4 protein-coding genes are annotated in these 6,496 nt (G+C 63.5%); all 4 read right to left on the bottom strand.

The features are described from left to right. On the bottom strand, positions 1–1,190 hold a 1,190-nt coding region (locus tag AC11W3_RS03480; RefSeq protein WP_484092490.1), incomplete at its 3' end, for an anaerobic C4-dicarboxylate transporter. Between the two features lie 277 nt (positions 1,191–1,467). Beyond that, positions 1,468–2,886 (bottom strand): sigma-54-dependent transcriptional regulator, encoded by a 1,419-nt coding sequence (locus AC11W3_RS03475; RefSeq protein WP_484092489.1) that lies wholly within the window; start codon positions 2,884–2,886, stop codon positions 1,468–1,470. Further along, on the bottom strand, positions 2,883–4,661 hold the full coding sequence (locus AC11W3_RS03470) for a transporter substrate-binding domain-containing protein (protein WP_484090974.1): 1,779 nt from the start codon (positions 4,659–4,661) through the stop codon (positions 2,883–2,885). Before AC11W3_RS03470 ends, AC11W3_RS03475 begins: the two co-directional genes overlap by 4 nt. 123 nt (positions 4,662–4,784) lie before the next feature. Beyond that, on the bottom strand, positions 4,785–6,323 hold the full coding sequence (locus AC11W3_RS03465; protein WP_484092488.1) for an NlpC/P60 family N-terminal domain-containing protein: 1,539 nt from the start codon (positions 6,321–6,323) through the stop codon (positions 4,785–4,787). Positions 6,324–6,496: the final 173 nt, after the last annotated feature.

Below are 6,496 nucleotides of genomic sequence, written 5' to 3'. Positions count from 1 at the left end.
GCGAGATCGCTCGGATAGAAGGCGAAGAAGAAGTAGGCGTAGCTGGTGGGGATCAGCCCGAGCAGCAGCGGCGTCGGCAGCCCGAGGGCCAGGCCGAAGGGGAGCATGATGATCAGGGTCGCGGCCTGGCTCTTCACGAAGGCGGAGACGCAGAACATGGCGATGCCGAAGGTCCAGGGGGCGATCTTCACCATCATGCCGATCTTGTCGACGAGGAAGGTCTTGTTGGCGCTGACGAAGGTGTCGCTCATCCAGGCGATGCCGAAGATGGAGACCACGGCGATCATCCCTGCGATGAAGACGCTGGAGTGGGCGATGTCCTTGGCCTTGACGCCGGAGGCGAACATGATGAAGGCGCCGAAGCCGAGCATGATGAACTGCACCACGGTGGTCATCGGGATCGGCTTGCCGGCCACCAGCGGGAGGAGCGTCGGGTAGACTGCGAAGGCTATGATGCTGAGCACGCCGGTGAAGAAGAGGACGACCGAGAGCTTGGCGGTGGTGGTGACTTCCTTGTCGAGGGTGGTGACCGATGCTTGGAGGGACTGGGCGAACTCGGGGTCCTTCATGCGCTCCAGGAATTCCGGATCCTGGTCGAGGTCCTTGCCGCGGTTGAAGCTCCATGCCGCGGCGGCCAGGACGCCGACCACGCCGGCCGGGAGGGTGACCATCAGGATCTGGAAGAGGCTGACCGGATGTCCGGTCTTGGCGGAAAAGGCCAGGAAGGTCGTTACCGCGGCGGCCACGGGGCTAGCGGTGATCCCCATCTGGGAGGCGACGCTGGAGATGGCCATCGGGCGCTCGGGCCGGATCCTGGTCTTCAAGGCGACGTCGGCGATGACCGGCAAGAGGGCGTAGACTGCGTGCCCGGTTCCGACGCAGACGGTCAGGAAGAAGGTGGAGAGGGGTGCCAGGATGGTCACGTACTTGGGGTGCGCCCGCAGGACTTTTTCCGTCAACTGCACCAGGTAATCCAGGCCTCCCGCCACCTGCAGGGTGGCCGAAGCGGTGACCACCGCAAGGATGATCAGCATGACCGCGATCGGGGGCTCGGAGGGAGCCACCCTGAAGACCAGGGTGAGGACGGAGACGCCCAGGCCGCCGATGAGACCGAGGGCCACGCCCCCTTTCCTTACGCCGAGCAGAATCGCTCCCAGCACAAGCACGAACTGGATCCAGAACATTGCCATTGTTGTTTTCACCTCTCGTTTATTTGGAGCGCGGCATTGCCGCCGCGACTGCCATCGTTTTCCTGCCTCAACATCCTTTACATGAGCACGGATGATGCCAGCTCCTCATGAAATTATAAGCTGCTGCAATTCCAGGCAAAAATGCAATAAACGTGGGATGGCGAGGTGAGAAGTGGAATAACGAGAGGTTATGACCCGAGGCGGGATAGTGCCGAAAAGCGCGGATTTACGGATGCTGGCGGCGGTTATAACCTGGGGCTATGGCTATAACCGCAGGTTATGCCTGTTGAGATTTCATCATCTTGAGGCGCTTGTTGAGCGCCGGCTGGGAGATGCCGAGCAGCCTCGCGGCCAGGGTCTGGTTGCCTCCGGCCCGCTCCATCGCCTCCATCACCAGGAAGGAGGCGGCCTCGCTGAAGGTCGGCAGCTCCGCGAAGCCGGCGAAGGGATTGGACTTCGGGGGAGCCACCGGTGCGGGGGCTTCCTGCGAGGACTCGACGGCCTTCACGAAAGCATCCATGGAGAGCATGCGGTCGCGATGGAGACTCACCGCGTCATAGACCATGGCGCGGAGTTCCCGGACGTTGCCGGGGAAGCTGTAGGTGGCGAGAAACTGCGCCAGTCCCTTGGGCGGGGTCGGCTTCTTCTTCCCCAGGGCGGACGCCGCCTCCGAGAGGAAGTGATCGAGCAGGAGCGGGATGTCCCCCTTGCGCTCCCTGAGGGGCGGGACCTTCACCTGGTGGGTCCGCAGACGGTAGAAGAGGTCGCGCCGGAAGGAGCCGGACGACTCCTTGGCTGCGAGGTTCTGGTGGGTGGCGACGACGATCCGCGCCTTGAGCCGCTTGGGCTGGTCGCTTCCCAGGGGAAAGTACTCTCCCTCCTGGAGGAGGCGAAGGAGTTTTACCTGGGAGGCGATGCTCAGGTCGCCGATCTCGTCCAGGAACAGGGTACCGTCGGCGGCCTCTTCGATCATCCCCTTGCGCATGATCTCGGCTCCGGTGAAGGCGCCGCGCAGGTGGCCGAAGAGGGTGTCGGCGAAGACCGAGTCGTCGAGGCCGGCCACGTTGACGCTTACCAGCTTGCCACGGCAGCCGCTCAGGGCGTGGGCTGCGCGGGCCAGGAGCTCCTTCCCTACCCCGCTCTCGCCGGTGATCAGCAGCGGCTGGGGACTCCTGGCCACCGCCTCCAGGTAGGCGAAGATGGCCAGCATGCCGCGGTCGGCGGTGACGATATCGGCAAAGGCTTCGGGGTAGCGGAGTTCCCCGGAAACGAGGCGGCTGGACATCTCCCGGTAATCCTGCTGCATCTCCACCATGCGCACCGCCCGCAGCACGCCGCCCACTATGCGGTCCTCCTCGTCGGTCTTGATGAAGTAGTCGAAGGCGCCGAGTCTCATGCAGCGCACCGCGGTCTCCAGCTGGTTCAGCCCGCTGACCACGATGGTGGTGATCTCCGGATGGCTCTCGCCGATCCTCTTCAGGAGTTCCTCCCCCGAGAGGTGCGGCATGGTCAGGTCGAGGAGGATCAGACCAATGCCGCCGGCATCGAGCAGCCCCATCACCTCGCGGCTGTCCTCGCAGCTGACCAGGTTGTTGACTCCCGCCAGGCTCTTCAGGGTGAGCGAGAGGGAGCGCAGCCACGACGGCTCGTCGTCCACCAGCAGGATCTTGAAGCCCGGATAGGCGCTTTGGCTCATGATTCGGCCTCCTCCTTGGGAAGGGGAAAGGTCAGGGTGACGCAGGTCCCCTGGCCCGGGGTGGATTCGAAGGCGATGGTGCCGCCGTGTTCCTTCATTATGCCGGCCGAAACGGAGAGCCCCAGCCCTGTGCCGCCGCTGTCCCTCTTGGTGGTGAAGAAGGGATCGGCCAGCCGCGACAGGTGCTCAGGCGCGATCCCCTCCCCTTCGTCCTCCACCCGCAGCTCGAGCCGCTTCGACTCGGCCGAATAGAGGGTGGTGATGCCGATGCCGCGTTCCCGGTCCGGCAGGGCCTGGCAGGCGTTCAGCACCAGGTTCACCACCACCTGCTCGATGCGCTGGGCGTTGCCGAGGATCTTCGGGAGCCAGAGCCCGAAGCTGGTGGAGAAGTGGGCGGTGGACTTCCTGATGGTCGGGTCGACCAGGCGCAGGGCGGTCTGCACCACCTCGTTGAGGTCGATCAGCGACTTGTCCCCGGCATCGTCGCGCCGGGCGAAGTCCTTGAGATCGTGCACGATGCGCTTGATCCTCTTGGCCCCCTCCTGCATCCCCTCCAGTATCCGGGGGATCTCCTCCCGCATCTCGGAATAGGGGACCCCCCCGACGCTGAAGTCGCCATGCTCCTGGAAATGCTCCTCCAGGATGCGCGCCGTGTCCTGGTGGGCCCTCCTCAGGATGGGAATATCGAGGAGAATCATGCCGGTGGGGTTGTTTATCTCGTGAGCCACCCCCGAGACCAGTATCCCCAGGGCGGCCATCTTGTCGGCCTGCAGGAGCTGCTGCTGGTTGAGGAGCAGTTCCTCCTCGGCATGCCGTCGCTCGGCGATCTCGCGGGTCAGGTCGGCGGTCCGCAGCGCCACCTCGCGGTGGAGGGTGCGCGACCAGAGGGCGATCCCCCCCAGCAGCAAGACCAGCGGAATGACCACCACGGCCGCGTACTTCACCACGGTCCACAGGTCGACGGGGGCAGGATCCAGCACTCCGAGCCACTTCTCGTAGATGGCCTGCTGCTGTCCCGTCTTCTTCAGGATGGCAAGCCCCTCGTTGAAGCGGGAGATCAGTTCCTCGTTCCCCTTATCCACCGCGTAGCAGTAGCGGTGGCTGGCGACATTGCGCACCACCGGGACCAGGTTGCTCAGCTTCAGCTCCCGGATGATGTACATCCCCGGCACGATGGCGACGATGGCATAGTCGGTCTTGCCGGCGGCGAGCTGGCGCAGGGCGTCGGCCGGGGTGTCGGTCAGTACCAATTTCCCGCGGAAGTGGTTTTTCACCAGGTAGTCGTGCATGATGCCGCCCCGATGCACCGATACCACCTTCCCCTCCAGGTCCTGGAGGGAGTTGACGTTGTGCGAGTCCTTGCGGGCGAAGACGGCGTGGTTGACGATGGTGTGGGGGATGGAGAAGTCGACCTCGGCCAGGCGCTCCTCGGAATACGACATCCCTTCGAGGACATCTACGGTCCCGTTCTGGAGGGCCGTCCGCATCTCGGACCAGGTCCCGAGGCGGAACTCGACCTTCATTCCCATGACGTCGGCTATGGCGCGGGTGAGCTCGACGTTGTAGCCCGCGGGGCGGCCCTCCTTGTCGATGTACTCATAGGGGGGGTAGTCCCGGTCCCCGCCGACCATGATGGTACGGACTTGTTGCCGGTCCTGGGCGGCGGAGGCGGTCGTTGAAGCCAGGGGGAGAGAAAGGCTGACGATGAGGCAGGCGATCAGGTAGCGGAAGATGCTGCTGTGAAAATAAGCTTTGACTATCTTTGATGGGTTCATTGGTACCATTTAGTCGATATGGCAGCCACAATCGGCGCCGGCTAGCGTAAGTCCTGCAACTGTTACAGTTTTAGCACACTTCACGCCTGCTGGTCAGCCGAAAAGCCTCTGCAGTGCTTCTTCTCATTGGGATGCCGGCTGGGGAGCTGCCGTCAGCTTCCGGCAGCGCTGCGATATGGTCCCCATCCTGGCAAGGAGCTCCAGGATCGATTCCCCAGGCGGCAGGCCCAGCTCCGCGCCCGGCGTCAGGGTCGTGATCGCCGAAATCCCGGTGATCTGCTTGCGAGGAAACTGGCCGTCGGTGACCTTTATGGACCAGGAGTCGTGAAAGATCAAGGGACGATCGTCGCGGTCGGTACCGGCGTAGAGCATGATGTGTCCGCGCTTGTAGAGGAGCGTGAGGAAGGGGATTCCTTTGCTCCTGATCAACGCCTCCTTTTGCCCGGGCGAGAGCAGGGAAAGGTCGGACCGCTTGGGGACGGAGCTGATCTGGTCGATCGCGGTGCGGGGTATCCAGATCCCGAAGGGCATGAAGAAGTCACGCAACAGGGCCGAGCAGTCCCTCAGGCCATAGATCTCCCCCCAGCCGTACGGCTCCCCGAGCATCTGGTCTCCAATGAACGTGACATTGCTGCCGGTGAACTGCAGCGGGAAAGGCCTTCCGGCATCGCGGGGAATGGTGCTTCGCGTGATCTTCGCCGTGCCTCCCTCGTCCGCTGAGGCTACCAGCACCTCCCATGAGTCTTCTTTCTCGGCGGCTAACGGCAGGATGGTGCCGATCTTTACCGGGAAAGTGGCCATCTCCCTGCCGTCGGAGACGGGGGCATTGTCCCGTACGATAGCGAGCCTCCGCCCGCGCATCCACTGCTCGATCAGTTGCTCGTCCGCCAGCGCCACATCGCGCTTTTCCAACCATCCGTTCGACGAGGCAGTCTCGACAAAGAGCCAGGCACCGTCTTTGGATTCATGAACGATTCGCAGCGGTTCGTTCAGCTTCACCTGGGGGTAGGAAAGCATGTCGAAGGGCTCGTCGTCCGCACGCTCGTAGAGAGGCAGAGGGGTCGGAAGACCGCGGAGGTGGCCCGGCGCCACGGCAATGGCCGGGGCGGAGCGGGAAGGAAAGGTGGCCAGGGCGCAGTTGTCCAGAAGCCGGCGCAGGAATTCACGGGGAACCGTCCTCTTGTTCACCCCGTACCAGCCCCCCTTCACCGTCCTTTTCATGTACTCCCTTGCCTCTTCCGGATCAAAGAGCGGTGTCTTCGAAGTCCACGGGGAAAAGAAGTGCCGCTCGAAGTCGGCAGTCAGTTCGGCGTGGCAGGCGTTGTCGATCCCGACCCTGCCGTTTATCACCGCAGGAAGCGCTCCCACCTTCTGCGGGATCCTGCTCAGGTCAGCAATCTTCCGGTCAGGACGGAGAATGGGAGCCTGCGGCGTCCAAGGTGAGAAAAGGTGACGTTCGAAGTCGGCGACCAGGTCGCCGTAGCAGGCATTGCCGGTCCCGAGGAGCTCCGGACTCCTGCTCAGGTCTGCTATCCCCGCGACAGCGGTGGGCTTTGAGGCCACCTTCCCCGCCTGGTGGCTGCAGGCGCCAAGCGTCAGGGCTAGCGGAATTATCACCACCGGCAAGGCGAGTCTCCTTATTACCGCAGCGACAGGCATCATCTTGCTTCCTCCTGAAAGGCTACCCGGCGCGATTGGGCGAAGAGAGCGTCGTCGTCTCGATCGCGGTGACGGGGCAATTGAGTTGAGTATAAAGGAACTGGAGCGGTTTTTTGGTCGGCGAGGACGGTCAGGGCCGGGAGAGACTGGACCGTAGACGCAAAAAGGCCGCCTCT

The sequence above is a fragment of the Geomonas sp. genome, from assembly GCF_056994735.1.
This window is presented reverse-complemented; position numbering and strand designations above follow the sequence as displayed.